This is a genomic window from Flavobacterium movens (genome assembly GCF_039581425.1).
Classification (GTDB): domain Bacteria; phylum Bacteroidota; class Bacteroidia; order Flavobacteriales; family Flavobacteriaceae; genus Flavobacterium; species Flavobacterium luteolum.
Genome location: NZ_JBCPXY010000012.1, coordinates 151299 through 176417, shown reverse-complemented (window position 1 = coordinate 176417; position 25119 = coordinate 151299). Strand labels below are relative to the sequence as shown.

Genomic DNA, 25119 nt, shown 5'->3' with positions numbered 1-25119 from the left:
AAAAAAAAACGGCTAAAATCTTTCTTATTACTTATAAACAAACCAATATCTAAATTTATTGGCAATCCATAAAAATCATTTTTTTAAATTTTATTCCTGAATTGCCTCCAGATTTATCTGGAGGTTATAAATTTGCTACTATAGAGGCTTTAGCCAAATAATCATAATCTAATGAAAAAAGAACTACACATATTCTTCACCTGTCTAATGTTTTATACCAGAATTCCATGCCCTAAAAACATTACACATCATCCAGATTATTTAAATAAAGCAACAAGATACTTTCCTTTTATTGGTTGGATTGTCGGAAGTATTTCCTTTCTGGCTTTTTATCTTTTTTCATTTTTTCTTTCATCAGAAATTGCTGTTATACTAGCGATTATTGCTTCTATTTTAACTACCGGCGCATTTCATGAAGACGGATTTGCCGATGTCTGTGATGGTTTTGGCGGAGGCTGGACCAAAGAAAAAATCTTAATGATTATGAAAGATAGCGCCATTGGTGCTTACGGAGCAATTGGATTGGTTTTACTTTTTCTATTAAAATTCAAACTGCTTTCAGAATCCATTTTACTTTTCACCAATAACATTTTACTAATTTACCTCTTATTCATTTCCGCTCATTCACTAAGTCGTCTCGCAGCAATAAGCATTATTTTCACACACGAATATTCTCGTGATGATGCTTCAAGCAAAAGCAAACCAATTGCGAAACAATATACTTGGAAAGAAGTTTTTGGCTCTTTCTTTTTTGGATTAATTCCGTTACTTGTATTTTCTTTTTTTGATGTGAAACTTCTTTTGGCGGTAATTCCTGTTTTTATAACTCGATATTTTTTAGCGCGATATTTTCAAAAATGGATTGACGGTTATACTGGAGATTGTCTTGGAGCTACACAACAGGTTTGCGAAGTGGTATTTTACTTAAGCATTTTATTTTTATGGAAATTTATCTAGTTCGTCATACCGAAACCGTCTGCGAAAAAGGAATCTGCTATGGACAATCAGACGTTGATATTGCTGTTCCTTTTAATGAAATCTTTGACAAAATTATTTCTGAACTTCCTTCTGAGGCAATTATTTTCTCGAGTCCCTTGAAGCGTTGCGTTACATTAGCAAAGCATATTCAAGAAAATATTAAAACCATTTCTTATCAGGAAGACGAACGCTTAAAGGAAATGAATTTTGGTGATTGGGAATTGAAAAACTGGAACGAAATTCCGTCTGAAGAACTTAATCCGTGGATGGAAGATTTTGTAAACATTAAAGTTACAAATGGAGAATCCTTTGTTGAATTACACGAAAGAGTTGGTAATTTTTTATCCGATAAAATTTCAAAAATTAACCAGCCAATTGTAATTGTTGCTCATGCCGGAATCATCAGAAGCATTTTGTGCCATCAGAGTTCACTGCCATTGAAAGATGCTTTCAATAATAAAGTTGATTTCGGAGAAGTTATAAAAATCGATTTTTAATGCAAATTATTTATAATTTTTCATGAAACGTAAAACAAATTTGAATAATCAATATTTTTAACTTTATCTTTGCAGCAAATTAAGGTTGTGTTTTTGATTTAAAAACACATTAAAAGGGAATCAAGTAAATTCTTGAGCTGTACCCGCAACTGTAAGCTAAGTTCAAAACGAATGCTTGCTGTTAACTACAAACCACTGTCACGCCCGGCGTGATGGGAAGGTAAACAGCAAGACGCAAGCCAGGAGACCTGCCTTTGTAACAATTTATAGAACTCTCGGGAAAAAGAGTGACGGAATTATGACTTTAAAACAACTTTTTGCTTTTTGCTCTTTTATAATGTGCCAGATTATTTCGGCGCAAAACGATTCTATTACCAGTCTTAAAGAAGTCTTGGTTTCAGACAAAAATTTAAAAACCTATTCAGTTTCTCAGTCTGTTTTAAAACTCAACGATTCTGTAATCAATAAAAACGAGGCTCTTCTAACCGATTTATTAAATTTTAATTCGACTTTATATTTTAAAGAATATGGACGCGGAATGCTTTCTACTGTTTCTTTCAGAGGAACAACTTCTTCACAGACAGCAGTAATTTGGAACGGAATAAACATCAATTCTCAAATGAATGGAAGCACCGATTTTAATACAATTTCTGGTTCCGATTATAATTCAATAAGCGTTAAAGCAGGTGGTGGAAGCGTTATTTACGGAAGCGGGGCTGTTGGAGGTACTGTACATTTAAATAACGATTTGTTATTTTTTAATCGATTTGAGAATAACTTAAGACTAGATTACGGCAGTTTTAATACGATTGGGATTAATTATAAAACTTCTATTTCTAACAAAAAATGGAGCGCCCAAATTGGACTTTCAAAAAATAGCTCGACAAACGATTATAAATATTTAAATCGATATACTTGGAGAGGCGAACAAAGATGGAATCAGAATGGACAATATGACATCATTACCCTGAGTGCTAATGCTGGATATAAATTCAACCAAAATCATATTTTAAAGCTTTACAGCCAAAGTTCAAACACCGACCGTAATACTTCGTTAGTAGTAGAATCTGAAACCAAAAGCAAATACATAAATGGATTTAACCGAAACTTATTGGAATACGATGGAAGTTTCGGAAAACTTAAAACCAATTTCAAAACCGCTTACATTTTTGAAAACTATCAATATTTTGCTGATAACTCTTTAAAAAATTATAGTTACGGAAAAACTGAAAATTTAATTACGAAGTTAGATGTCGATTATCATTTATTTAAAGCAACTCATGTAAACGGAATTGTAGATTACAGTAGAACAAATGGTTACGGAACCAGTTTTGGAAGCCATATTCGCGAAATAAGTTCTGCTGCTTTGTTGATTAGACAAGATTTTGGCACTAATTGGAAAAACGAATTAGGCGTTAGAAAAGAATTTACCAATAATTACAAATCGCCCGTTTTATTCAATTTAGGATCTTCTTACAAATTCAACGATTGGTACAATCTAAAACTGAATGTCTCTAGAAACTTTAGAATTCCAACTTACAACGATTTGTATTGGGACGAAGGAGGAAATCCGAACTTAAAACCTGAAAGCTCTTATCAAGGAGAAATTGGCAATGTCTTTACATTCAAAAATCTGACTTGGACGCAGAATTTTTATTACATGAAAATTACCGATATGCTGCAATGGGTTCCAGGTGCAAATGGCATTTGGACTCCACAAAATCAAGACAAAGTAAATAGTTATGGAACTGAAACTATTTTAGGTTGGAAAAAAAGTTATTGTAAAAACAATTTTGCTTTAAATGCCACTTATGCCTATACAATCTCACAAGACGAAAAAACGAAAAATCAGATCTTTTTCGTTCCATTTAATAAAGCAACAGGAGCATTTTCGTATTCTCGAAATAAAATAAGCGCTTATTATCAAATTCTTTATAACGGTTTTGTTTACACAAGAGCCGATAATAATCCAGATGAAATTATTAATGATTATACGATTTCAAATATCGGAATCGATTATGATCTTAAATTTTTAGATTCTTTCAAAGTAGGTTTTCAGGTCTTAAACCTTTTTAATAAAGACTACGAAAGTCTAGAAAACAGACCAATGCCTGGTCGCAATTTCAATATGTATTTAACCTTAAAATTTTAATATATGAAGTTTAGTAAATTACTTTTAATAGCGTTAAGCATCTCGTTATTTGCTTCTTGTTCAAGCGATGACAACGATGGTCCAAAAGGTGCTTACGACAATGGTTTTTTTATTTTAAATGAAGGCAGCACAGATGCTGGAACGGTATCATTTTCTAGCGATGATTTCAGCATTTTTACTAAAGACGCTTATAAAGCAGAAAATGGATCTGATGTACTTGGAAAATTTGCTCAAAACATCTTTTTCAGCGGAGACAGAGCGTATATAATTGCTGGCGGATCTAACGTAATAAACATCGTAAACCGTTATACTTTTAAGCTAATCGCTAAAGTTGACAGCGGATTGGCTAATCCAAGATATGGTGTTGTAAAAGATGGCAAAGCTTATGTAACCAATGCAAACTCATATGATTCTGTTACAGATGATTATATTGCTATTATTAATTTAGCAACAAATCTTGTTGAATCTAAAATTAACCTAAATACAACTGGAAATAGAATTGTTGAAGAAAGCGGAAAATTATACATTACAGATCCTATCGGTAGTGACAAGCTTTCAATTTACAATATCAACACAAAAGCTTTAGAAGCTCCAATAACAATTGGTTCTGGTTCAGATTCTATTGAGGAAGAAAATGGAACGCTTTTTATCTTACGTCCTTCTTTTACACAAAGCAGCGAAATTATAAAAGTTAAAATCTCTGACAAATCAGTTTCTAAAATTGAAATTCCAGAATCTCAAGGAGTTGCTGGATATTTAGACATCGAAAACAACCAAGTTTATTATACAGTAGGAAACTCAGTATACTCAATTAACACGGCTGCAACAACAGCTTCTGCTAGCCCACTTTTCACGGCTACTTCAGATATTGGATACCTTTACGGATTTGCAGTAAAAGGCAACCGCGTTTTCCTTTCAGATGGAGGAAACTTTAAAACAGACAGCAAAGCCTATATTTATAACTTCAGCGGAAGTTTATTAAAAGAATTAACTGTTGGTGTTGGTCCAAACGGATTCTACTTTAACGATTAATTTTAACCTTTAGAATTAGTTTTTGTTTTTTTATGGAAAAGGCTTTCATTTCTGAAAGCCTTTTCTATTTATTGTATTTTAGTTTTTTAATGGATTTTGAATGTACATTCCGTGTCTTAATCCGTTAATGATTTTTGAATCTGTAAAATAAGGAGTATCCGGCTCAGAATTATCATTAAGAGTTCTTTTGGCTGTAGATCCTGTAATTTTAGAAATAGCCAGATTAAGCAAAGGCTCAGAGGTATCTCCTAAAACACCATAAGTGCTCACATGTTCAAGCTGCGGATAAGTAGGTTGCAAACCTTGCTGGTAATCACCAAAACCTGCAGAATTTGAGATTTTAAAAACTAGAGGCTGCATCGCATATTTATGATTTGGATTGATTCCTTTTTTAGAAAACAAAGTTTCTGAATCGTAAATGGTATAAGAGCCAACGTTTTTACCTATTGTAGTTTCTCCAACCTGAACTACATTGATATATGGTTTTAAGCCGTTAATAACCAATTCACTCGCAGAGGCTGTGCTTGCTGTAGTAATAATATAAACTGTAGTTAAATTTAAACTGTTTAATGGTTTACCTTCAATATTATTCACAAATCTGTAATTCAAACTTTCCAAATCCTCAGCAGTCATATCTTTCATCCACTTAGTATTAAATTGCGTTTTTGCAAAAACCTGAGTATCAAATTGCCCTGTGATCATACTTGAAAGCCTTATAGCAGAAGGCACTGCTCCTCCTCCATTATATCGAAGATCTAAAATCAAATCTGTAACTCCTTGCGATTTTAATTCTCCAAAGGCCTGATTTAATCTATCATCATAACTTGAATAAAAACCATTGTACATCAAATAACCAATTTTATGGCTTCCAGAAGTAATCACTTTATTAATAAAAATAGGATTTTCTTCTAAAACAGTTTTAGTTAAGGCAACTGATTTCCCGTTTAGAACATAACTCGTTCCATTATAATCTGCCAAATCTAAAGTATAACTATCTTGATTTAATAATAGCTGCTGATAATTAGAAACAGTAAGTTTTGTCCCGTTTACACTAGTAAACAAATCGCCACGTTTAATTGCTTTAGTAGCGGCATCAGAATTTGGAATAATGTATCGCACAAACCCCACCACATCATTTGATGTCGAAGATACTCGACTCAACCTAAAATCGACACCATTATTTTTAGTTACACCGCCTAATTCCTGTTCTAGAACAGTATAATCTTCAACAATCCAGCTAAAACGATCAATAGCATCTCCGTTGGGATATTTACTAACTGGTCTGTTTAATAAATCTTCAAATAAATCTTCGGGATGAGAATATCCTCTTAAAAACTGATTAAAATCTGGTTGTAAATTACGGCCATCAGCTAGATTTGGAACATCTTGTTGCCATAAGTAAACTTCATTTAATCCTCTCCATATAAAATTATTAATCTGCAGGTCAGCTGGAGCAGCTACATCATCCTGATCTTCACAAGACTGTAAAGAAAAAGCGAATAAAAAGAGAAAAAGAACGCTCTTTAAAGTTGTTTTCATATCGTGTAGGTTATCTATATTCTGAATAAACGTAAAAGTAGTATCTTTAGTTTAAGCTTTATCGTTAAAGCAGTATTTTTTTACATAAAAAATATTTTCTTTTTTGCTGTAACAAACATAATTGTACCTCGTCTTGAATATATAAGCTAACGATTAACCATCAGATTAATGAACCAAGTTGTATTTATAGAATTAATAAATCCTTTTAAAGACAAAGTTTTTCGTCTGGCAAAAAGATTGCTTACAAGTACTGAAGAAGCAGAGGATGCAACTCAGGAAGTAATGGTAAAATTATGGAACAAAAAAGACAATCTCGAAAGTTACAATAGTGTTGAAGCATTGGCAATGACTATGACTAAAAACTATTGTCTCGACCAGTTAAAATCTAAAAGAGCTAGCAATCTGCAGATTGTTCATAATAATTTTACCGATCGGCAGCCGCAATTGGACAAAAAATTAGAGGATCAAGATAGTTTAGAATGGGTTGAAAAAATTATAAACGAGATGCCCGAACAAATGCAACTATTAATTCAGCTTCGGGATGTTGAACAATATGAATTTGAAGAAATAGCCAAAATCGTAAATATGAACGAAACCGCAATACGCGTGGCACTTTCGAGAGCGAGAAAAAAAATTAGAGAATCAATGACAAATACACACCTTTATGGAACTAAATAAAATAGAAGATATATTAGAAAAATACTTTCAGGGAGAAACTTCTATTGCCGAAGAAAATCAATTAAAAGAATATTTTTCTTCGCCAAATGTTGCGCAGCATTTGGAGCAGTACAAACCTATGTTTGGCTATTTCTCTCAAGCAAAAGAACAGAAATCGACGTATGAGATTCCACTACAATCTAAAAAACGCAACGTAGCGTGGTTATCGATTGCGGCTTCTGCTGTTGTTTTGTTAGGCATCGGAACCTACTTTTTTGTTAGCGAAAAAAATGACACCGCTGCAGTAGCTTCACAAACAGAATTAGGAACTTACGATGATCCCGAAGAAGCCTTAAAAGCAACTCAAAAGGCTTTGACTTTATTATCAAACAATGTTAATGTAGGTATTGAAAGTGTACAGTACATTAAAGAATACGAACAATCAAAAAACAAAATCTTTAAACAGTAATTAAACAAAAAATAATCATGAGAAATTTCATTATAACTTTAGTCTTCGCATTCGTTTCTACCACTTTTTATGCACAAGGTGCTTTTGACAAATTTGATGGTCAGGACGATGTAACTTCTGTAATTGTAAACAAAAAAATGTTCGATTTAATGAGCAAAGTAAAATCTGACCCGTCTGATAAAGAGACACAGCAATATATTGCTTTAATTAAAAAACTGGATTATTTAAAAGTGTTTACCACTAAAAATCCAAAAATCGAAGCCGATATGAAAGCTACTGCCGACAAATATGTAAAAACAGCCGGTCTAGAAGAATTAATGCGAGTAAATGATAGCGGAAAAAACGTTCGAATTATGGTAAAATCTGGTGCTACTGATACACAGATAAAAGAACTTTTAATGTATGTTGATGGTGCCAAAAACGACGAAACTGTTTTATTATCTTTAACGGGTAATTTTGATCTAAACGAAATCTCAGTATTAACAGATAAGATGCAGCTTCCTGGAGGAACAGACTTAAAAAAAGCTTCAAAAGGCAAAAAATAAAATGAGAACAAATATCTTCATCATAGCACTTACAGCTCTACTAACTTTAGGGAGCTGTAATTCTGAACCTTCACTTCAAAAATATTTTGTCGAAAATTCAGAGAAAAAAGATTTTATTTCATTAGATGTTTCACCAACTATTCTAAATGTTGATAAAACAAAATTATCAGCAGAACAAAGTGAAGCTTTAAATTCGTTTGACAAAATGAACATTCTAGCTTTCAAAGCGGATCAAAATAATCAAGCAGAATTTGAAACAGAAAGAAACAAAGTAAAAGCCATTTTAAAAGATCCGAAATATCAAGAATTGATGAAGATTGGTTCTGGAAAAGACGGTGCCTCTGTAAGCTATGTTGGAAGTGATGACGATATAAAAGAGTTTGTCATTTTTGCCAACAGAAAAGAAAATGGTTTTGCAGTAGTTCGTGTGTTAGGCAAAGATATGAACCCAAATAATATTATGACTTTAATGTCTGTTTTACAGAAATCTAAAATAGACATGGAACAGTTAAAACCTTTAGAACAATTGCTGAAAAAATAAAAACTTCTTACTTTTTAAATGAGAAAAGCTCCAACTACGGAGCTTTTTCTTTTTACTTATTTGAGAGATTTTACTGAACAAAATAACTGCTAATTATTTTATTCTGAATCTAATTTAATTATATTTGCTTCTTACCAAAATAATAAATTATGATACAAAAAACATCAAATGCCTTTATCGCGGCATCTTGGGTTGCTCTTGGAGCAGGAACAGTTGGCTTTATTGTTGGACTTGCCAGAGCTGAAATGCTATTAAACGAAAAAGGATATTATTTCACTGTTTTAATGTTCGGACTTTTTGCTGTTGTTTCATTGCAAAAAAGTGTAAGAGACCGTCTTGAAAAACTTCCTGTAACTGATATATATTACGGAATCTGCTGGTTTGGAACTTTACTTTCAATCGTTCTTTTAGTTGTTGGACTTTGGAATGCAACAATTCTGCCAAGCGAAAAAGGGTTTTATGCTTTTGCTTTTCTATTAGCTTTGTTCGGTGCAATTTCAGTTCAGAAAAATACTAGAGACAATATGACTTTTAGTCAAAGCGAATAAAAGTTTAAAACCAATTAAAATAAAAAAAGCTCCAATTTTCATTGGAGCTTTTTTTATACTAGAATTTGAGATTATTTACTCAAATACATTTTTCTTCTAGAGTACAATTCGTAGAATTGATCATCTTTCAAGTCATCAATAAACAAGATGCTTTCTCCTGTCGATTTCATTTCTGGTCCTAACGCTTTGTTTACGTTCGGGAATTTGCTGAAAGAGAAAACTGGTTGTTTGATTGCGTATCCTTTTAATTGTGGATTGAAATCAAAGTCAGTTACTTTATTATGGCCTAACATTACTTTTGTAGCGTAGTTTACATAAGGCTCTCCGTAAGCTTTCGCAATAAACGGAACCGTTCTTGAAGCTCTTGGGTTTGCCTCGATGATGTAAACTGTATCGTCTTTAATCGCAAACTGAATATTGATTAAACCTACAGTTTTTAAAGCTCTTGCAATTTTATGCGTATGATCTTTAATTTGCTGCATTACAAATTCTCCTAAGTTAAAAGGAGGCAATGTTGCGTTACTATCTCCAGAGTGAACTCCACAAGGCTCGATGTGCTCCATAATTCCGATGATGTAAACATTTCCATCAGCATCACAGATTGCATCAGCTTCAGCTTCGATTGCTCCAGCTAAGTAGTGATCTAGTAATAATTTGTTTCCTGGAATTGCTTTCAACAAATCGATAACGTGCTCTTCAAGTTCTTTTTTGTTTATTACAATTTTCATTCCCTGACCTCCTAATACATAAGAAGGACGAATTAAAAGTGGGAAATCTAAAGTATCAGCTAATTTCGAAGCTTCATCAGCCGTTTCAGCGATTCCGAATCTTGGGAAAGGAATATTTAATTCAGTCAATAAATCTGAGAATCTTCCTCTGTCTTCTGCTAAGTCAAGTGCGTCAAAACTAGTTCCGATGATTTTCACTCCGTACTTAGATAATTTATCTGCTAATTTAAGAGCTGTCTGACCTCCAAGCTGCACGATTACACCTTCTGGTTTTTCGTGTTGGATAATGTCATAAATGTGCTCCCAGAAAACTGGCTCGAAGTATAATTTATCAGCTGTATCAAAATCTGTAGAAACCGTTTCAGGATTACAGTTAATCATGATCGTTTCGTAACCGCATTCTTTAGCTGCTAAAACTCCATGCACACAAGAATAATCAAATTCGATTCCCTGACCAATTCTGTTTGGCCCAGAACCTAGAACGATTACTTTCTTTTTATCTGTCAGGATACTTTCGTTATCTACATAACGCTCTCCATTTGCTTTTTCGATTTCTGCCTCAAAAGTTGAGTAGTAATAAGGTGTTTTAGCTTTAAACTCAGCCGCACAAGTATCAACCAATTTGAATACACGGTTGATGTTCATGTTCATGCGTAAAGTGTGCACTTCACTTTCCAGACAGCTCATCATGTGAGCGATTTGTCTGTCTGCAAAACCTTTTTGTTTTGCCTCAAGCAATAATTCTTTTGGAAGATTAGAAACTTTGTAGTTTGAAATTTCTTTTTCTAAAGTATAAAGCTCTTCGTATTGCTTTAAGAACCACATGTCGATTCTTGTAATTTCGTGAATTGTGCTTAATGGAATTCCCATTGCAATTGCATCGTAGATTACGAATACACGATCCCAACTTGCATAAGTTAGTTTTTCGATAATTTGTTCGTAATTTTTATATCCTTTTCCGTCAGCTCCTAAACCATTTCTCTTAATCTCTAAAGATTGAGTTGCTTTGTGAAGTGCTTCTTGGAAAGAACGTCCGATTCCCATAACCTCACCTACAGATTTCATCTGAAGACCTAAAGTTCTGTCTGAACCTTCAAATTTATCGAAGTTCCAACGTGGAATTTTTACGATTACATAATCTAAAGTTGGTTCAAAAAGAGCCGAAGTAGATTTTGTAATTTGGTTTTGCAACTCATCTAAATTGTATCCTAAAGCTAGTTTAGAAGCAATTTTTGCAATTGGATATCCGGTTGCTTTTGATGCTAAAGCAGAAGAACGAGACACACGAGGATTGATCTCGATGGCTACGATATCTTCTTTTTCGTCTGGCGAAACTGCAAATTGTACGTTACATCCTCCCGCAAAATTTCCGATACTTCTCATCATTAAGATAGCATAGTCACGTAATTTTTGGAAAGTTGTATCAGATAATGTCATCGCTGGTGCAACTGTGATAGAATCTCCAGTATGAATTCCCATTGGGTCCATATTTTCGATAGAACAGATAATTACGACATTGTCGTTTTTATCTCTCAAAAGCTCTAATTCGTATTCTTTCCATCCCATCAAAGCTTTATCAATTAAAACTTCGTGAATTGGAGAAGCTTCAAGTCCGCGAGTTAAAAGCTCATCAAAATCTTCTTTTTTGTAAACTACCGCTGCTCCAGTTCCTCCAAGTGTAAACGAAGGACGAATTACAAGTGGGAAACCAAATTCCTGAGCAATTTCTTTTCCTTCAAGGTAAGATGTAGCTGTTTTTGCAGGTGCAGTTGGTACATTAATTCTTTCTAAAAGCTGTTTAAACTGCTCTCTGTCTTCTGTAATATTGATCGCGTTTACATCAACACCGATTAATTTTACTCCGAAATCCTGCCAGATTCCTTTTTCCTCAGCTTCCAAACACAAGTTCAAAGCAGTTTGTCCTCCCATTGTTGGTAAAACTGCATCAATCTGCGGATGTTCCTTAAGAATTTCAATAATCGATTTTGTCGTTAAAGGTTTCAAATAAATATGATCGGCCATAGATGGGTCGGTCATAATCGTCGCTGGATTCGAGTTAATCAAGATAACCTCAATTCCTTCTTCACGAATCGAACGCGCAGATTGAGATCCCGCATAATCGAATTCGCAAGCTTGACCAATAACAATAGGTCCTGAACCTATTATTAAAACTGATTTTATTGATGTGTCTTTAGGCATTTTGTATGTATTGTGTAGTTATTATTGTATTCAAAAAACATTCACAGTGCTTTAGAAACTAGAATGTTACAAATTTATTACCGACAAGGTATAAAAAAAGGCGATACTAAAAAAGTAATCGCCTTATGTATGTTTATACAAACATTATTTTTTGTGTCTAGGTTCGCTAGAAACAGTTAATTTATGTCTTCCTTTTGCTCTTCTACGCGCTAGAACTTTTCTTCCATTCGCAGAAGCCATTCTGTCCATAAATCCGTGCTTATTTCTTCTTTTTCTTTTCGATGGTTGAAACGTTCTTTTGCTCATTGCTTTGTATCTTTAAAAATGGTATCTATTAACTCGTTATTTGGTTTTGGATATCGTTGTTCAAAAACCGAGTGCAAATATACAAAGACTTTTTTTTCTGGCAAGCACTTTTATAAAAATATTTTTAATTCCTTTTACTATCTTTGCAATCACAAATTTACAATAATTATGTTTCACAAGAATATTAAACTTATTTTGGCCGGACTTCTTGTAGTGGCGGGCGTTTGGCAATTTACAGAAAGTAATATTGGGAATGGTATATTCCTTATCTTATTGACTGCAATTCCAATTTTTCTTTATTTTAAAAACGAATTCATCCTTTTAGCCTTCCTTAAATTAAGAAAACAAGACTTTGAAGGTGCTAATAAATGGTTATCATATATCAAAAATCCAGAAGGTGCATTAGTAAGAAAACAACAAGGATACTTAAATTACTTACAAGGTATCATGTTATCTCAAACCAATATTAACCAAGCTGAGAAACATTTCAAAAAAGCAATCGAACTTGGATTATCAATGGATATGGATTTAGCTGTAGCTAAATTAAACCTTGCAGGAGTTGCAATGTCTCGCAGAAGAAAATTGGAAGCGACTAATTTACTTAACGAAGCTAAAAAATTAGACAAACAAGGTATGCTGAAAGAGCAAATCTCTATGATGAAAGAACAAATGAAGAAAATCTAATTTTCTTTAATTTTTAATATTTAAAATCCCAAATTCCAAAAGGAGTTTGGGATTTTTTTATTGTAGATTTTCTTTATAACACAAGACCAAGACTTAGTTTGTCATTTCGACGAAGGAGAAATCTTCACAAGTGGCTCGACAAAGATTGTCGATTTTGATTATAGAGTTACTCGTGAAGATTTCTCCTTCGTCGAAATGACAAGATTGCGCTAAAATCTAGAAAGAATTGGAATTTTATTCCAAAATTATCGAAGGTAAATTCTCATTCAACCATTTATACTTATTGAGAATCATAATATGGGTTCCTCCTTTGACTAAAATGCATTTGTCGATATACTTAATTGGAAAAACTTCGTCCTGATCTCCGTGTATATGAACGACATTTTCATCAATTTTATCTCGATCCCATAAAATTACACTTTCTACGGCCCATTGTAGATATCCTAAATCACGTACAGATAAAAATTTCTCATACAATTTAATACGTTTATTTACTTTTTCACCAAAAGAGAACTTGGCAAGTTTCTCAATATTAAGAATTAACTGCATCGGAATTAGCTTGTAAGCTTTTGTCTTCTTCCCTATTTTCATTCTTTTCGGGAATTCATGATTACTTCTTACACTCGATATAATAATGACTTTTCGTGTTTTTATATGCTTTGAAATTTCCTGTACTAGAATTCCTCCAAAAGAAACCCCAATTAAAACAGGATTTTCGTGTTTTATGTTTTTACTAATTCGAAGTGCATAATCTGACAAAGATTCTTTTTGGTTTGGAATTTCCCATTCCAAAAGATGCATTTCAAAAGTATCTTCATCCAATTTTATTCTTTCAAAAATAGATGAACTTGCCGCCAGACCTGGCATAAAATATACGGGAATTTTACTCATAACATTAAAATGAAATTACCAATAAGACCTTTATTGTAAAAAATAAAGTTACTTTTTTTAATGTCATGATAATCAAATTTCAGACCTATTTTATAGCAATTCAAAAAAAATCCATGTTCAAAACAAAAACTTAAAGTTTATAGCTGCAAAAAATAATTTAATATTGAAAATCAAATGATTACCTTTGCAATTCGAAATATTTCTTGAATTTAAAACTTATAAAGAATTTTCTTTCAATAAAATTTCGAGTCCCAAATTCACTATTTACCAATAACCTAACAAGAAATTACTATGGAATCTTCTGTAACTATGGAAATCAAAGACAACACTTTTGCACGCCAATTTGAAACTGTCATCCCTGAAGGAATGTTAGCAGTTGAGTATTCATTTCAAGAAAAAAAAATCTTTTTAACCAAGATCAACAAACCAGATTCATACGAAGACGAAGAAACAATTAATACGCTACTTAAAAACATATTAGATTTAAGCTCTGAAAAAAATTATAGAGTAGTTCCTATCCACCCAAAGATTGTTTCATTTTTCAAAAAAAACCCTCGATATAAAGAATTGCTTCCTCCAGGAATTAGAATCTAAAAATATCCAATAATTCGGAGCCATAATCCTCCAATTACCATATAGATTAAAAGCATAACCAAACCGGTTATAAGCCCTTTGACCCACCAGCTCTTTAGGTCAACGTAACCGCTCCCAAAAAATACAGGTGCCGGACCGTGACCATAATGAGTTAACGTTCCGTAAAGAGATCCGACAAAACCAAGCATAAACGCTAATAATAATCCCGGAATTCCAAGCGAAACTCCAACACCAAGTAAGGCTGCGTACATTGCTGCAACGTGCGCAGTTGCACTTGCAAAAAGATAATGGCTAAAAAAGTATACCAATATAATGATCGGAAAAGCCATCTGCCAGCTTAATCCGCCAATTTGAGCTTTTACTAAGTCGCTAAACCAAGCAATAAAACCCAATTCGTTAAGCGAACTGGCCATCATTACTAGAACAGAAAACCAGACAATTGTATCCCAAGCCCCTTTTTCTGATTTAACATCTTCCCAAGTCAAAACTGAAGTTAAAAGCAAAATTACCAATCCGATAAAAGCCGTTGTTGTTGCATCAATAGAAAATAAATCTCCCGTCATCCAAAGGAAAAGCAGAATAAAAAATGTAAGCAACATCATCCATTCGTCTCTAGTGATCGCTCCCATTTCTTTCAATTTCTGTGTTGCAATCTGCGGAGCATCTCCAGTCTTTTTTAATTCTGGCGGATAAATTTTATAAAGAACAAACGGAATTACAATAAAAGCACACAAACCCGGAACAATCGCTGCTGCCGCCCAAGACATCCAGCTGATTTTTATTCCTAAATTAAGCGCAAACTTCTGACACATCGGATTACTTGCTGTTCCTGTTAAAAACATAGAAGAAGCAATCAAATTCATATTATAACTATTCAAAGTTAAATAAGCCCCTAATTTTCTATGTGTCTCCGGCTTGTCTGGCATGGAACCAAAACTCATCGACATTGATTTCATAATCGGATAAACAATTCCTCCTCCTCTCGCAGTATTACTCGGAACAGCTGGTGCTAGAACCAAATCTGCCAATCCTAAACCATAAGCCAATCCCAAAGAACTTTTTCCGAATATTTTTATGAATAAAAAAGCAATTCTATTCCCGAGACCTGTTTTAATAAATCCTCTTGCTATAAAAAACGAAATTCCAATCAGCCAAATTACTTTATCGCCAAATCCTTTTAATGCTAATGTAATCGACTTTCCAGGATCTCCAGGAGCCAAAACCTGAGACATTGCCGTTAAAGCAATTGCAATCATACACATTGTTCCCATTGGAGCCGCTTTTAAGATGATTCCTAAAATCGTAGCTACGAAAATGGCAAATAAATGCCACGCCTCTATCACAACACCTTCTGGAGCTGGAATAAACCAAATGGCAACTAAAACTGCCAGCGTAATTAAAGTCTGAGGAATTTTTACTTCTTTCATAAAAACAAAAATTAAGGTGAATTAAATTCTGAGCTGCAACTGAATCAAAAACAAATCATTATTATAGTCTAATGTATCTGGAATACTTTTATCAAATCTGTCAATTTGAAATCCCATTTCAATACGGCCTGTATACGATTTTCCGAATTCTAAACTAACCATTGGCGTATAAGTGGTGCGTACATTTGAATTGATTTTATAACTTGGATCGAAAGTTTCGTAACGACAAGACAATTCAAGTGCTGTAAGCTTTTTATAATCTACTACATATCTCAAATTCGGAAGAAAATAAATTCCTCTCATCTGATAATCGGCAACATTATCTGTTCTGCCAGTAACCGGAAGCGAATAGTACAAATTATGGTTTGTTCCCTGCTTGTATTCTATCTGCAAATCAAAACTAAATTTATCCGTCAGCTTAAAATCGCTTGTAATATCTGCGCCGATTGCAAAAACATCTTCTTTAAAAACTTTTCCGAAACCGCCGTTTAAACCAAGATTTATTTTATGTTCTTTTGACAAACCAAAAACCCATCTAGAAGAAAATTGTTTTCCGTTGTCTTTGTCCATTTCCTGATTTTTTCCGTTTCCGTTTAAAACTGAAACAGCATAATTCACAGGAATTTTTCCAATATCAAAAGCTCCTGTTGCCGATGCACCAATTTGGAAACTTGTCCATCCATTTTTTCCGAATTCATAATACTGATTCGAAAAATCGAAAGATTTAATAATATCTACAGGAACAAGCTCCTCAATACCAAATGCAGGGCGAAATTGCCCTCCTGTTAAAGCAATATATTTATTAAAAGTATATTTCCCGTAAGCATTCTCAAGAACTTTCCCTTTTGTATCCGATTTAAAATCTGCTAGATTGACCAGAATTACAATTTCTGTTGTTTCGCTTAATTTGGTATTTAGCCCAACACGCATTCTTTTTATATCAAAAGAACTTTGGGTTACATCTCCAGTTGAGTGCTGATTACCTAAAACATCTACATTATCGCCAAAACTTTCCAAATATCTGGCTTGGAGAAGTCCTTTTAATTGAAACTGCGGATATTTTACTTCTTCATTTTCTTTTTTATCAGTTCCTTGATTGACATTATCTTGGGCATGTAAAAAAAATGGGATTATAATAAAAAGAATTCGTAGGAGTAGACTTTTATTCATAGGCTTAAAATAAATGAAATGTTAATCTCTATAGCGATTTTAAAAATCGACATATAGTCTTTAGGCAAAAAAAAATTAACTCTTTATTAGTCAACACGAAATGAGAATACTAAAATAACAAAAAAAGATTCGTTATGTAAATAAAATTGCATTAAAATACTGTTATCAAAATAAACAACAATAAAAAAAGGGCATAAGAATTAAACTTATACCCTCTAGAATTTTATATTTAAAAATACTTATTTTTCGATTTCTCTCATAGAGTCCATTTTCTTATGAGCTAAGAAACCAGCTACATCTTCAAAATGCTCTTTTACTCTTTTATTTCCAAATTCAAAAACTTTAGTAGCCAAACCGTCTAAGAAATCACGATCGTGCGAAACTAAGATTAATGTTCCGTCAAAATCACGTAGAGCATCTTTAATAATATCTTTGGTTTTCATATCCAAGTGATTCGAAGGCTCATCCAGAATCAACAAGTTAACTGGCTCCAACAATAATTTAATCATTGCCAAACGCGTTTTTTCACCTCCCGAAAGCACTTTTACCTTTTTAGTAATATCATCTCCTTGAAACATGAAAGCTCCTAAAATATTTTTAATCTGCGTTCTGATATCTCCAACAGCAATACTATCAATAGTTTCAAAAATGGTAGCATTTTCATCTAATAACGCCGCTTGATTTTGAGCAAAATACCCAATTTGAGCATTATGTCCGATTTCAACACTTCCAGAATCAACACCAATTTCTTTCATAATGGCTTTAATCATTGTTGATTTTCCTTCACCATTCTTTCCAACAAAAGCTACTTTCTGACCGCGTTCGATTACAATATTTGCATCTTTAAAAACAACATGATCTCCATAAGCTTTAGACATTTCTTTCACAATAACTGGATATTGACCAGAACGTGCCGCTGGCGGGAACTTTAAACGCAATGCAGATGTATCAACTTCATCAACCTCCACTATTTCTAGTTTCTCAAGCATTTTGACACGAGACTGAACAGCATCTGTTTTAGAAAATGTTCCTCTGAAACGCTCAATAAAAGCACGATTTTCAGCAATCATTTTCTGTTGTTCATCATACGCTTTTTGTTGGTGAATTCTACGATCTTTTCTCAATTCTAAGTAATGAGAATATTTTGCTTTGTAATCGTAAATTCTTCCCATTGTCACCTCGATCGTACGATTTGTAATATTATCTACAAACGCCCTATCGTGCGAAATTACCACAACTGCTTTTGCTTGAGTCAATAAGAAATCTTCTAACCATTGAATGCTTTCAATATCCATGTGGTTTGTTGGCTCATCTAGCAATATCAAATCTGGTTTTCTCAATAGAATCTTCGCTAACTCAATACGCATTCTCCATCCTCCTGAAAATTCTGAAGTTTGACGTGCGAAATCTTCTCTTTCAAAACCTAAACCAACTAATATTTTTTCAACTTCTGCTTCGTAGTTCACTTCTTCGATAGCATAAAATTTCTCGCTTAAATCAGAAACTCTTTCGATCAATTTCATGTATTCGTCACTTTCGTAATCAGTACGAACTGTTAACTGCTCATTGATCTCATCGATTTCAGATTTCATTTTAAAAATCTCACTGAAAGCTTTTGACGCTTCTTCCATAACGGTAGCACCATCTTCGGTAAGCAAATGTTGAGGCAGATATGCAATTACAGCTTCTTTCGGAGCAGAAATACTTCCTGTTGAAGGTTTGTTTGCCCCTGCAATTATCTTTAAAAGTGTAGATTTTCCCGCACCATTTTTACCCATAAGGGCAATTTTATCATTTTCATTAATAGCAAAAGAAACATCGCTAAAAAGTGTAGTTCCACCAAATTGAACCGAAATATCGTTAACTGTAATCATTTGTGTTTGTGAATTTTGTTTAATCGGTTAATCGTTTGACTGACTACCCATTTTTTTCGTGCTGCAAAGATAGATTTAATTAGATAATGTCCCAATTTGATAATTAGATAATTTTGAAAATGTGTCAATTAGATAATATACCAATTAAATAACACCTAAATCGCAATGAACGAAACATTACTTGGTTTTACCATATTTTAAAATTTTAATCTTACCTTGTATAACAATTTAAAAATCAGCAAAATATGAGAACGAAATTAAAACTGACCGTCTACTTAATTGCAGGATTACTATTTGGACTTACTGCAAATGCTCAAAAAACCGTAATTAAGAAGGAAGCTTTACCAGGAAATGCGCAAACCTTCCTAAAAACACATTTCGGATCAAAAAAGCCAAGCTACATATTAGAAGACAAAGAAATTCTTTCAACAGAGTACAAAGTACAATATGAAAACAAAATTGAAATTGAATTTGATAAGAAAGGAAATTGGAAAGAAGTGGATGCTAAAACTGGAAAAATTCCAAAATCTATTATTCCCAAAAAAATTGCGTCTTACATAAAAACTAATTTTCCTAAAGAAGACGTAACCAAAATCGAACTTGGAAGTTCTGGCTACGAAACAAAATTAACCAATGGTTTAGAATTAAAATTCAACTTAAAAGGAGATTTTATTAAGATTGACAAATAAGTAAAATTAGAGAATGTGTCAATTAGGAAATTAGAAAATTCTCAAAACCATAAAATAACAAAACCCGACAGGTTTTTGAAACCTGTCGGGTTGTAAAAATTATCTAATTTTCAAATTGACTAATTACCTCATTAATCTTTTCTCCATTTTTTAGTTTCTTCGAAAATATGCTCCATAATTGCAGCTTCCGTTGCGTCGAACTCTATATTTCTTCGGCTCATCACTAACCTTGCTGTTTCAAAAGCTTTTTTGGTTACATAAGTCGTAAATCCTGCAGCGCCTCCCCAAGAAAAACTTGGAACAAAATTGCGAGGAAATCCGCTTCCGAAAATATTAGCGCTTACACCAACCACTGTTCCCGTATTAAACATGGTATTAATTCCGCATTTACTGTGATCTCCCATCATTAAACCGCAAAACTGAAGTCCCGTTTTAGCAAAACCTTCTGTTTCGTAACTCCATAATTTCACTTCTTCGTAGTTGTTTTTTAGGTTTGAGTTATTAGAATCTGCTCCAATATTACACCATTCACCTAAAACAGAATCCCCTAAGAATCCTTCATGTCCTTTATTTGAATTTGCAAAAAGAACTGAATTTTTAACCTCGCCTCCTATTCTAGATCCTGGCCCAACAGTTGTTGCTCCATATACTTTGGCTGACATTTTTACCATTGCATTTTCGCACAAAGCAAATGGTCCGCGAATTACGGTTCCTTCCATAATTTCGGCATTTTTACCTATATATATAGGACCAGTTGATGCATTTAAAGTTACAAACTCTAGTTTTGCTCCTTCTTCAATAAAAATATTTTCTGGCGAAATTACATTTACGCTTTTTGGAATAGGCTGCGATGTACGATCTTCAGTTAGATATTTAAAATCCTGACGAATTGCTGCATCATTTTTAGAGAAAATATCCCATGTGTGCTCAATCGTGATACAATCTTCGTTGTACTGAATAATTTCGTAAGAATCAAAATCGACTTCTTCCTGATTCTCGTTCGTAAAAAATGCTATTACATCTTCTCCTTTAAAAATCGCTTGGTTTTCAGTTAAATTAGAAACCATCTCAGCAAGAGTATCATTTGGTAAATACGCTGCGTTGATCATAACGTTTTCTTCCATTTCAACCATTGGAAATTTTTCAGACAAATATTCTTCGGTTATAGTAGTGATTGTAGAACCTAAATATTTTTCCCATTTCTGGCGAATTGTCATAATTCCAACCAAAATATCCGCCACTGGTCTTGTAAAAGTAAAGGGTAATAAAGCATTCCGAACGGGGCCGTCGAAAAGAATGTAGTTCATAAATAATTGAGTGTTTGTTAAAATTTGATTTGGTTACCTGGCTTCAAAGTTACAAATATTTATGTGTTTGATTAAAAGTACTCTCATTCAAAATAAGAAAATAATTGCTTTTTGGCTAACATTTTTTTTTATATTGATAATCATTTAACCGCAAAGTGCGCAAAGTTTATATTATCAAGTTTTTATAAAAAATAAAGTTCGCAAAGCTTTGTACAGATGCTAACTTTGCGAACTTTGTGTTTTCTAAACATAATATCAGGTAAAATCTTTGCGCACTTTGCGGTTAGATTTTACAATTCCATAAAAAAAAACCTTCCAGTATTGGAAGGCTTTTGTATAATTTAAAACAGCTATTATTTTTTAGCGTGTTTAGCATATTTAGTTTTGAATTTATCAATACGTCCTGCAGTATCGATAAGTTTAGATTTACCAGTATAAAAAGGGTGAGATGTTCTAGAAATCTCCATTTTTACAACTGGATACTCAACTCCGTCAACTTCAATTGTTTCTTTTGTATCTGCAGTAGATTTAGTGATAAAAACCTCATCATTCGACATGTCTTTAAATGCAACTAATCTGTAATTTTCTGGGTGAATTCCTTTTTTCATCTTTTCTTTTATTTATTGTTTGGAGCACTTTTATTTTGAAGCTTTTTCATGGTTAGAAAAAGGTGTAAACAAATAATACTCTTTTTTGTTTAAAAATTTAATTATTTTTGAGTGTGCAAATTTACAATTCTTTTTTAATAAACAAACAGTTAGCTTACTTTTTTTTAGTTTATTTCGAAAAGCTTTTTTTATATCCGATTATAGTGGGAATTACTATATTTGTGGATTAATTTTAAACATATCGAAATATGATTAATGAAGTTATAAAAAAGAACGGTATTACGTATGGCGTAATGATCGGAATTGCGTCGGCTTTGGTTACTGCCACTATCTATGCTGTTGATTTAAATTTATTTACAGCTTGGTGGATGGGAATAATAGGAATCGTAATAAGTCTTACAATTAGTATTATTTTACTTTCTAAAACCAAAAGAGATCTAAACGGTGTTTTTCCTTTTAAAGACGCTTTTACCACTTATTTTATAGCGGCAGTAATTGGTATTTTAATATCTACAACTTTTAACATTGTATTGTTTAATGTAATTGATCCAGGCGCAAAAGATACTTTGAGCGAAATTATGATCAAATATACTATTGGTATGATGCAGAAATTTGGCGCACCAGCCGCTTCTATTAATGAAGCTGTTGCCAAAATGAAAGAAAGCAATCCGTATTCTACTTTTGAATTATTAAAAGGATCAGTTTTTGCTATGGTTGTAAGCGCAATTTTCGGATTAATTTTCGCAGCATTTTTTAAAAGCAAATCTACACAAGAATAAAAATATAAATGAATTTATCTATACTTATACCGCTTCTAAACGAGGAGGAATCACTTAAAGAACTCTATACATGGATCATTAAAGTGATGCAGTCTAACAATTACTCTTATGAAATCATTTTTGTAGATGATGGTAGTACAGATAATTCTTGGCAGATTATTGAAGGTTTCTCTAACGAAAATCCAAATGTAAAAGGAATTCGTTTTATGAAAAACTTCGGAAAATCTCAAGCTTTGCATGCTGGTTTTGCAAAAGCAAAAGGCGATGTTATTATTACAATGGATGCCGACTTGCAAGATAGTCCAGACGAAATTCCTGAATTATATGAAATGATTACAGCTCAGAAATACGATTTGGTTTCGGGCTGGAAAAAGAAACGTTATGATTCTGTTGTAGCCAAAAATCTTCCTTCAAAATTATTTAACTGGGCAGCCAGAAAAACTTCTGGTGTTGAGCTAAACGATTTTAACTGCGGATTAAAAGCCTACAAAAATGTTGTGGTAAAAAATATTGAAGTTTCTGGCGAAATGCACCGATATATTCCTGTTTTGGCTAAAAACGCCGGATTCGGGAAAATTGGAGAAAAAGTAGTTATTCACCAAGCTAGAAAATATGGCGAGACTAAATTTGGAATGGAGCGTTTTATAAACGGCTTTCTAGATTTAATTACGATCTGGTTTTTATCAAGATTCGGAAAAAGACCAATGCACTTATTTGGCGCTATGGGTTCCTTAATGTTTATTATAGGATTTTTAGCAGCCGGATATATTGGCGTTTCTAAACTATACCATATGTATACTGGAATGAAATACAGTCTGGTTACCAATAATCCATGGTTTTATATTGCTTTAACTACTATGGTTCTTGGAACTCAGTTATTTCTAGCAGGATTCTTGGGTGAAATTATTTTAAGAACAAAAAATAACGAAGCAAGATATAAAGTAGCAAGAGAGGTTAATTTTTAATTTTTTTGTCTTTATGCAGTATTTTATAATCCGTTTTTTAATTAAGGCATAAAAATATTGTATACAGCACCGTTAACTCTCTGTAAAAATCTATTTTTAAATAAATAAAAACGAAATCAAAAATGAATATAGCACCAAACATACTAAACGCGGTCAATGAATGGTTAACACCAACATTTGACCAAGAAACGCAAGCTGCAGTTAAAGAATTAATGACCACTTCTCCAAAAGAACTGGAAGAGAGTTTTTACAAAAACTTAGAATTCGGAACTGGAGGAATGCGTGGTGTTATGGGTGTTGGTGACAATAGAATCAACAAATATACGCTTGGAAAAAACACTCAGGGATTATCTGATTACCTGCATAAAGTTTTCCCAAACGAGCCTTTAAAAGTGGTTATTGCTTATGATTGTCGTCATAACAGCAATACTTTAGCAAAAGTTGTTGCCGATGTTTTCTCAGCAAACGGAATTCAGGTTTACCTATTCTCTGACTTAAGGCCAACACCAGAATTATCTTTTGCACTTAAATATTTAAAATGCCAATGCGGAATTGTTTTAACAGCTTCTCATAATCCGCCAGAATACAACGGATACAAAGTTTATTGGCAAGACGGAGGACAAATTGTTCCTCCACAAGACAAAGAAATTGTCAATGTGATTGAAAGCTTAGGTTATGATAAAATCAAATTCAATGCAAATGAGAGTTTAATTGAATACATTGATACAGAACTTGACAAAGCATTTATAAAATCATCTATCGAAAACGCAAGTTTTAATACTCCAGCTGAAGCCAAAGACAATCTTCATATTGTGTTTACTTCATTGCACGGAACTTCTATAAAATCAATTCCAGATGTTTTATCGCAAGCTGGATACAAAAATGTTCATATTGTTCCAGAACAAGCTGTACCAGACGGAGATTTCCCAACAGTAAAATCGCCAAACCCAGAAGAACCAGAAGCTTTAACTATGGCTTTGGCTTTAGCAGATAAAACAAATTCTGACATTGTAGTAGGAACAGATCCTGATTGCGATCGTTTAGGAGTTGCTGTTCGCAACAATGATGGCAAAATGATTTTATTAAACGGAAACCAAACCATGGTTTTAATGACTTCTTTCTTATTGAAACAATGGAAAAAAGCAGGTAAACTTAACGGAAAACAATTCGTTGGCTCTACAATTGTTTCAACTCCAATGATGATGGAATTGGCTACAAGCTATGGCGTAGAGTGTAAAGTTGGATTAACTGGCTTTAAATGGATTGCAAAAATGATTAAAGATTTTCCTGAACTTGAATTTATCGGAGGTGGTGAAGAAAGTTTCGGATTTATGGTTGGTGACGCCGTTAGAGACAAAGATGCTGTTGCGGCAACCTTATTAATCTGCGAAGTTGCAGCTCAAGCTAAAGCAGCAGGAAGCTCAGTTTACAAAGAACTTTTACAGCTTTATGTTGAAAATGGTTTCTATAAAGAATTCTTAGTTTCTTTAACTAAAAAAGGAATGGAAGGCTTACAGGAAATCAATCAGATGATGATCGATTTACGCGAAAATCCTTTGAAAGAAATCAATGGCCAGCGTGTAATTATGGTTGAAGATTATCAATCTTCTATTGCTTTAAATTTATTGGACGGTTCAGAATCAACAATGGATATTCCGAAATCTAATGTATTAATTTATTATACTGAAGATGGTTCTAAAATTTGTGCAAGACCAAGCGGAACTGAACCAAAAATCAAATTCTATATCAGTGTAAATGCAGAAATAGAATCAGTTTCAGATTTTGACGAAGCAGAGAAATTCTTAGATCAAAAAATTCAGAACATTATCGCAGATATGAAGTTGAATTAAATAAACTCATTTTTTTAAAGTACAACCATTTACAAATAGCCTTTAAAAAGCAATGAGTTCCAATATTTAAAACTCTGATTTGCATTTATT

Annotated in this window: 24 protein-coding genes and 1 riboswitch; of the genes, 15 read left to right on the top strand and 9 right to left on the bottom strand. The window is 33.1% G+C overall.

Going from position 1 to position 25119, the window contains the following annotated elements; all coding sequences use genetic code 11:
• Positions 1 to 171 precede the first annotated feature (171 nt).
• From AAYQ05_RS19655 to AAYQ05_RS19640, 4 genes are all read left to right on the top strand, one after another.
• Positions 172 to 957: an adenosylcobinamide-GDP ribazoletransferase gene (locus AAYQ05_RS19655; RefSeq protein WP_343545003.1), complete on the top strand. Its 786-nt coding sequence runs from the start codon at positions 172 to 174 to the stop codon at positions 955 to 957.
• A complete protein-coding gene (gene cobC, locus AAYQ05_RS19650; protein WP_343545002.1) occupies positions 942 to 1475 on the top strand; it encodes an alpha-ribazole phosphatase in 534 nt (177 codons plus the stop codon). Before AAYQ05_RS19655 ends, cobC begins: the two co-directional genes overlap by 16 nt.
• Before the next feature lie 65 nt (positions 1476 to 1540).
• A riboswitch (cobalamin riboswitch) is annotated at positions 1541 to 1745 on the top strand.
• Between the two features lie 28 nt (positions 1746 to 1773).
• The gene (locus AAYQ05_RS19645; RefSeq protein WP_343545001.1) at positions 1774 to 3627 is read left to right on the top strand and encodes a TonB-dependent receptor plug domain-containing protein; all 1854 of its coding nucleotides are present in this window, start codon (positions 1774 to 1776) and stop codon (positions 3625 to 3627) included.
• A gap of 3 nt (positions 3628 to 3630) precedes the next feature.
• Positions 3631 to 4659: a YncE family protein gene (locus tag AAYQ05_RS19640; RefSeq protein ID WP_177212270.1), complete on the top strand. Its 1029-nt coding sequence runs from the start codon at positions 3631 to 3633 to the stop codon at positions 4657 to 4659.
• Positions 4660 to 4737: 78 nt separating this feature from the next.
• On the opposite strand, the gene AAYQ05_RS19635 is transcribed toward AAYQ05_RS19640, so the two are convergent.
• Complete coding sequence (locus tag AAYQ05_RS19635) at positions 4738 to 6198, bottom strand: GFO_1087 family putative carboxy terminal peptidase (RefSeq protein ID WP_343545000.1); 1461 nt, start codon at positions 6196 to 6198, stop codon at positions 4738 to 4740.
• 168 nt (positions 6199 to 6366) lie between these two features.
• On the opposite strand from AAYQ05_RS19635, the gene AAYQ05_RS19630 reads away from it, so the two are divergent.
• From AAYQ05_RS19630 to yiaA, 5 genes are all read left to right on the top strand, one after another.
• On the top strand, positions 6367 to 6876 hold the full coding sequence (locus AAYQ05_RS19630; protein ID WP_177212268.1) for a GFO_1088 family ECF-type sigma factor: 510 nt from the start codon (positions 6367 to 6369) through the stop codon (positions 6874 to 6876).
• Entirely contained in the window at positions 6863 to 7324 is a 462-nt protein-coding gene (locus AAYQ05_RS19625; RefSeq protein ID WP_343544999.1) for a PG0215 family putative anti-sigma factor, read from the top strand. The genes AAYQ05_RS19630 and AAYQ05_RS19625 overlap by 14 nt, the downstream gene beginning before the upstream one ends.
• 17 nt (positions 7325 to 7341) lie before the next feature.
• Positions 7342 to 7869, top strand: a complete 528-nt coding sequence (locus AAYQ05_RS19620) for a GFO_1090 family protein (protein ID WP_281633735.1) — start codon at positions 7342 to 7344, stop codon at positions 7867 to 7869.
• 1 nt (position 7870) lies between these two features.
• Positions 7871 to 8410: a GFO_1091 family lipoprotein gene (locus AAYQ05_RS19615; protein WP_343544998.1), complete on the top strand. Its 540-nt coding sequence runs from the start codon at positions 7871 to 7873 to the stop codon at positions 8408 to 8410.
• A 149-nt stretch (positions 8411 to 8559) separates the two neighbouring features.
• The gene (yiaA, locus tag AAYQ05_RS19610) at positions 8560 to 8958 is read left to right on the top strand and encodes an inner membrane protein YiaA (protein ID WP_281633738.1); all 399 of its coding nucleotides are present in this window, start codon (positions 8560 to 8562) and stop codon (positions 8956 to 8958) included.
• Between the two features lie 71 nt (positions 8959 to 9029).
• Here yiaA and carB read toward each other — a convergent pair whose 3' ends face one another.
• Positions 9030 to 11885: a carbamoyl-phosphate synthase large subunit gene (gene carB, locus AAYQ05_RS19605; RefSeq protein WP_343544997.1), complete on the bottom strand. Its 2856-nt coding sequence runs from the start codon at positions 11883 to 11885 to the stop codon at positions 9030 to 9032.
• 144 nt (positions 11886 to 12029) lie between these two features.
• Positions 12030 to 12191: a 50S ribosomal protein L34 gene (gene rpmH, locus AAYQ05_RS19600; protein WP_008464848.1), complete on the bottom strand. Its 162-nt coding sequence runs from the start codon at positions 12189 to 12191 to the stop codon at positions 12030 to 12032.
• A 168-nt stretch (positions 12192 to 12359) separates the two neighbouring features.
• On the opposite strand from rpmH, the gene AAYQ05_RS19595 reads away from it, so the two are divergent.
• Complete coding sequence (locus AAYQ05_RS19595; RefSeq protein ID WP_248728046.1) at positions 12360 to 12875, top strand: DUF2892 domain-containing protein; 516 nt, start codon at positions 12360 to 12362, stop codon at positions 12873 to 12875.
• A 234-nt stretch (positions 12876 to 13109) separates the two neighbouring features.
• Here AAYQ05_RS19595 and AAYQ05_RS19590 read toward each other — a convergent pair whose 3' ends face one another.
• The gene (locus AAYQ05_RS19590) at positions 13110 to 13766 is read right to left on the bottom strand and encodes an alpha/beta hydrolase family protein (RefSeq protein ID WP_343544996.1); all 657 of its coding nucleotides are present in this window, start codon (positions 13764 to 13766) and stop codon (positions 13110 to 13112) included.
• 291 nt (positions 13767 to 14057) lie between these two features.
• On the opposite strand from AAYQ05_RS19590, the gene AAYQ05_RS19585 reads away from it, so the two are divergent.
• Complete coding sequence (locus tag AAYQ05_RS19585; RefSeq protein WP_255462957.1) at positions 14058 to 14360, top strand: GNAT family N-acetyltransferase; 303 nt, start codon at positions 14058 to 14060, stop codon at positions 14358 to 14360.
• On the opposite strand, the gene AAYQ05_RS19580 is transcribed toward AAYQ05_RS19585, so the two are convergent.
• The 3 genes from AAYQ05_RS19580 to AAYQ05_RS19570 form a co-directional block, all read right to left on the bottom strand.
• Positions 14357 to 15787 (bottom strand): anion permease, encoded by a 1431-nt coding sequence (locus AAYQ05_RS19580; RefSeq protein WP_274254191.1) that lies wholly within the window; start codon positions 15785 to 15787, stop codon positions 14357 to 14359. The two genes, AAYQ05_RS19585 and AAYQ05_RS19580, sit on opposite strands and share 4 nt — an antisense overlap.
• Before the next feature lie 21 nt (positions 15788 to 15808).
• A complete protein-coding gene (locus tag AAYQ05_RS19575; RefSeq protein ID WP_343544994.1) occupies positions 15809 to 16957 on the bottom strand; it encodes a porin in 1149 nt (382 codons plus the stop codon).
• A gap of 239 nt (positions 16958 to 17196) precedes the next feature.
• On the bottom strand, positions 17197 to 18831 hold the full coding sequence (locus tag AAYQ05_RS19570; RefSeq protein ID WP_177212258.1) for an ABC-F family ATP-binding cassette domain-containing protein: 1635 nt from the start codon (positions 18829 to 18831) through the stop codon (positions 17197 to 17199).
• Between the two features lie 245 nt (positions 18832 to 19076).
• Here AAYQ05_RS19570 and AAYQ05_RS19565 point away from each other — a divergent pair, with 245 nt between their 5' ends.
• Positions 19077 to 19520: a PepSY-like domain-containing protein gene (locus tag AAYQ05_RS19565; RefSeq protein WP_343544993.1), complete on the top strand. Its 444-nt coding sequence runs from the start codon at positions 19077 to 19079 to the stop codon at positions 19518 to 19520.
• A gap of 131 nt (positions 19521 to 19651) precedes the next feature.
• On the opposite strand, the gene AAYQ05_RS19560 is transcribed toward AAYQ05_RS19565, so the two are convergent.
• The gene (locus AAYQ05_RS19560) at positions 19652 to 20827 is read right to left on the bottom strand and encodes a GlmU family protein (protein ID WP_177212256.1); all 1176 of its coding nucleotides are present in this window, start codon (positions 20825 to 20827) and stop codon (positions 19652 to 19654) included.
• A gap of 353 nt (positions 20828 to 21180) precedes the next feature.
• Entirely contained in the window at positions 21181 to 21435 is a 255-nt protein-coding gene (locus AAYQ05_RS19555; RefSeq protein WP_008464817.1) for a type B 50S ribosomal protein L31, read from the bottom strand.
• A 248-nt stretch (positions 21436 to 21683) separates the two neighbouring features.
• Between AAYQ05_RS19555 and AAYQ05_RS19550 the strand changes: the two genes are divergently transcribed.
• From AAYQ05_RS19550 to AAYQ05_RS19540, 3 genes are all read left to right on the top strand, one after another.
• A complete protein-coding gene (locus tag AAYQ05_RS19550; protein WP_343544992.1) occupies positions 21684 to 22214 on the top strand; it encodes a DUF4199 domain-containing protein in 531 nt (176 codons plus the stop codon).
• Between the two features lie 8 nt (positions 22215 to 22222).
• A complete protein-coding gene (locus AAYQ05_RS19545; RefSeq protein WP_111424571.1) occupies positions 22223 to 23179 on the top strand; it encodes a glycosyltransferase family 2 protein in 957 nt (318 codons plus the stop codon).
• A gap of 122 nt (positions 23180 to 23301) precedes the next feature.
• Complete coding sequence (locus AAYQ05_RS19540) at positions 23302 to 25029, top strand: phospho-sugar mutase (RefSeq protein ID WP_343544991.1); 1728 nt, start codon at positions 23302 to 23304, stop codon at positions 25027 to 25029.
• Positions 25030 to 25119: the final 90 nt, after the last annotated feature.

Bases quoted from the DNA above. Each gene is read 5' to 3' on its own strand.
- AAYQ05_RS19655 (WP_343545003.1), top strand. From the start codon at position 172: ATGAAAAAAGAACTACACATATTCTTCACCTGTCTAATGTTTTATACC.
- cobC (WP_343545002.1), top strand. From the start codon at position 942: ATGGAAATTTATCTAGTTCGTCATACCGAAACCGTCTGCGAAAAAGGA.
- AAYQ05_RS19645 (WP_343545001.1), top strand. From the start codon at position 1,774: ATGACTTTAAAACAACTTTTTGCTTTTTGCTCTTTTATAATGTGCCAG.
- AAYQ05_RS19640 (WP_177212270.1), top strand. From the start codon at position 3,631: ATGAAGTTTAGTAAATTACTTTTAATAGCGTTAAGCATCTCGTTATTT.
- AAYQ05_RS19635 (WP_343545000.1), bottom strand. From the start codon at position 6,198: ATGAAAACAACTTTAAAGAGCGTTCTTTTTCTCTTTTTATTCGCTTTT.
- AAYQ05_RS19630 (WP_177212268.1), top strand. From the start codon at position 6,367: ATGAACCAAGTTGTATTTATAGAATTAATAAATCCTTTTAAAGACAAA.
- AAYQ05_RS19625 (WP_343544999.1), top strand. From the start codon at position 6,863: ATGGAACTAAATAAAATAGAAGATATATTAGAAAAATACTTTCAGGGA.
- AAYQ05_RS19620 (WP_281633735.1), top strand. From the start codon at position 7,342: ATGAGAAATTTCATTATAACTTTAGTCTTCGCATTCGTTTCTACCACT.
- AAYQ05_RS19615 (WP_343544998.1), top strand. From the start codon at position 7,871: ATGAGAACAAATATCTTCATCATAGCACTTACAGCTCTACTAACTTTA.
- yiaA (WP_281633738.1), top strand. From the start codon at position 8,560: ATGATACAAAAAACATCAAATGCCTTTATCGCGGCATCTTGGGTTGCT.
- carB (WP_343544997.1), bottom strand. From the start codon at position 11,885: ATGCCTAAAGACACATCAATAAAATCAGTTTTAATAATAGGTTCAGGA.
- rpmH (WP_008464848.1), bottom strand. From the start codon at position 12,191: ATGAGCAAAAGAACGTTTCAACCATCGAAAAGAAAAAGAAGAAATAAG.
- AAYQ05_RS19595 (WP_248728046.1), top strand. From the start codon at position 12,360: ATGTTTCACAAGAATATTAAACTTATTTTGGCCGGACTTCTTGTAGTG.
- AAYQ05_RS19590 (WP_343544996.1), bottom strand. From the start codon at position 13,766: ATGAGTAAAATTCCCGTATATTTTATGCCAGGTCTGGCGGCAAGTTCA.
- AAYQ05_RS19585 (WP_255462957.1), top strand. From the start codon at position 14,058: ATGGAATCTTCTGTAACTATGGAAATCAAAGACAACACTTTTGCACGC.
- AAYQ05_RS19580 (WP_274254191.1), bottom strand. From the start codon at position 15,787: ATGAAAGAAGTAAAAATTCCTCAGACTTTAATTACGCTGGCAGTTTTA.
- AAYQ05_RS19575 (WP_343544994.1), bottom strand. From the start codon at position 16,957: ATGAATAAAAGTCTACTCCTACGAATTCTTTTTATTATAATCCCATTT.
- AAYQ05_RS19570 (WP_177212258.1), bottom strand. From the start codon at position 18,831: ATGATTACAGTTAACGATATTTCGGTTCAATTTGGTGGAACTACACTT.
- AAYQ05_RS19565 (WP_343544993.1), top strand. From the start codon at position 19,077: ATGAGAACGAAATTAAAACTGACCGTCTACTTAATTGCAGGATTACTA.
- AAYQ05_RS19560 (WP_177212256.1), bottom strand. From the start codon at position 20,827: ATGAACTACATTCTTTTCGACGGCCCCGTTCGGAATGCTTTATTACCC.
- AAYQ05_RS19555 (WP_008464817.1), bottom strand. From the start codon at position 21,435: ATGAAAAAAGGAATTCACCCAGAAAATTACAGATTAGTTGCATTTAAA.
- AAYQ05_RS19550 (WP_343544992.1), top strand. From the start codon at position 21,684: ATGATTAATGAAGTTATAAAAAAGAACGGTATTACGTATGGCGTAATG.
- AAYQ05_RS19545 (WP_111424571.1), top strand. From the start codon at position 22,223: ATGAATTTATCTATACTTATACCGCTTCTAAACGAGGAGGAATCACTT.
- AAYQ05_RS19540 (WP_343544991.1), top strand. From the start codon at position 23,302: ATGAATATAGCACCAAACATACTAAACGCGGTCAATGAATGGTTAACA.